1 protein-coding gene is annotated in these 1,951 nt (G+C 75.8%); it reads right to left on the bottom strand.

Translation table 11 applies throughout. The features are described 5' to 3' along the window. On the bottom strand, nt 1-1,951 hold a 1,951-nt coding region (locus OZN99_RS30580), incomplete at both ends, for a glycosyltransferase family 4 protein (RefSeq protein WP_270938975.1).

The raw sequence follows: 1,951 nt of genomic DNA on the forward strand, positions 1-1,951 counted from the left end.
CGGCGGCATCGGCCAGCAGGTCGTGCCGCGCGCCGAGCCGCAGACCGCGCGGCGCCGCGCCTTGCGGGGCGAACCAGCGCGCATGGTCCCGCGCGGCGGAGAGCGGCACCAGCGCCGCCTGCGACAGGCCGAGCCCGACCAGGCGGGGATCGTCGGTGCCGGAGACCTCGCCGGCCGCGACCAGCGCCTCCGTCTGGATGCCGATGCGCAGCGTCGCGGCGCGCGCCGCGACCTCCGCCGGGATCACCGCATGCAGCAGCTGCGGTTCGCCGGTGCGCAGGCGCCACAAGCCGATGGGTGCGCCATTCGCCAGGATGCGTGCGACGCAGGGGCGGTCGGGCAGGGGCAGGGCGCGGGCTTCGGCCAGGAACACCGCCGCCTCGCCGATCGGCATGGACGGCTCGAAGACCAGCTCGGCCGAGGTCGCGGCGGTCCAGCAGCCCCAATCCTCCACGGCGTGCCAGCCGGCGCCGCGCAGGCGGGAGGCCGGGATGCGGTCGGCCAGGTTCGCCACCGCGCCCGGCGTGTAGGGCCGCTTGGGGCGCGGCCGTTCGGCCGCCTCCGCCAGCAGGTCCAGCAGCATCTCCGCCGACTGCGCCCAGGAGAAGCCGCGGTACTCCCTCGCGATGCGCGCCTCCGCCGCGGCGCGCGCCGCACGGCTGCCGGCGAGGAACTGCACGCGCGTCACCCACTGCATCACGTCCAGCGGGTCCAGCGCCTCCACCAGGCCCGGCGCGATCTCCGGGATCGAGGAGGTGTCGGCGGCGAGGCAGACCTTGCCATGCGCCAGGCTCTCCGCCACCGGCAGGCCCCAGCCCTCCTGCAGCGAGGGATAGGCGGTGAACAGGCAGGTCCGGTAGAGCCAGCCGAGCGCGGCGTCGTCGACGTCTTCCAGGATGTGCACGCGGCCGGCCAGGCGCGGATCGCCGCGCAGGGCGCGCGCGACCTCCGCCCCGTTCCAGGCGACGCCGCCGACCAGCACCAGGTGCGGGCAGCGCTCGCCCATGCGCTCCGCCAGCTTCAGCCAGACGTCGTGCAGCAGGCGGTGGTTCTTGCGGGCGTGGATGGCGCCGACCGAGAGCACGAAGGGCTTGCCGGCGAAGCGCGTGGCGATGCGCTCGACGGAGTCGTCCTCCGCTTGGCCGCCGGGAAGGCCGATGCCGTCGCCCTCGCGCAGCACGGCGATGTCGGGGATGAACAGGTCCGACGTGCGCGCGGCGAAGGCCGCCACCTCGCGCCGCGTGGCGTCGGAGACGGCGAGCAGCGCCTCCGCGCCGTCCAGCAGGACGGCGAGGTTGTGCTCGAAGACGGGAGCGTAGCCCTCGTCGAACCACCAGGGGAAGCGTGTCGGGATGACGTCGTGGATCAGCGGCGTCAGGCGCAGCGCGTGGCGGCGGGCGAAGCTGACGACGCTCTCGGCGTAGAGCCCGTTCTGCATCCAGGCGCTGCCGGCGACCAGCAGCGGCGCGCCTGCGGGCAGCGCCGGCTCGGTGGCGCCCGCCTGCTGCGCCAGCCAGGCCGGCAGGTCACCCGACGCGATCGCGCCGTAGGGTACCTCGACGAAGGCGCGCGCCGGGGCGTTCCAGGCGACGAAGGTGACCTCCGCGCGCGGATCGGCCTGCAGCGCATGCGCCAGCTGCGCCTCGACGCGCGCGATGCCGGTCCAGCGGCCCTTGTGGTTGGCGGTCGTGGTCACGTCCATGACGATGCGCTGAGTCCGCCACTCGGCCGGACGGGACGGGGCGGGCAGGGCGCGCGGCGGAGTGGCGCCGCGGGCGCGCGCCGCATCAAGCGCCGCGGCGTAGACTTCTTCCGTCGCCTCGCGGTGGGCGTCCCAGCCGAAGGCCCGGGCGATCATCTGCTGCTGCCGCGCCACCGCGGCCGGGTCGCGCCGCGTTTCCCAGGCCTCCTGCACGGCGCGGCGGATGCTGGCCGCGTCGCCCGGGTCGCA

Source organism: Falsiroseomonas oryzae (assembly GCF_027856955.1).
GTDB lineage: Bacteria > Pseudomonadota > Alphaproteobacteria > Acetobacterales > Acetobacteraceae > Falsiroseomonas > Falsiroseomonas oryzae.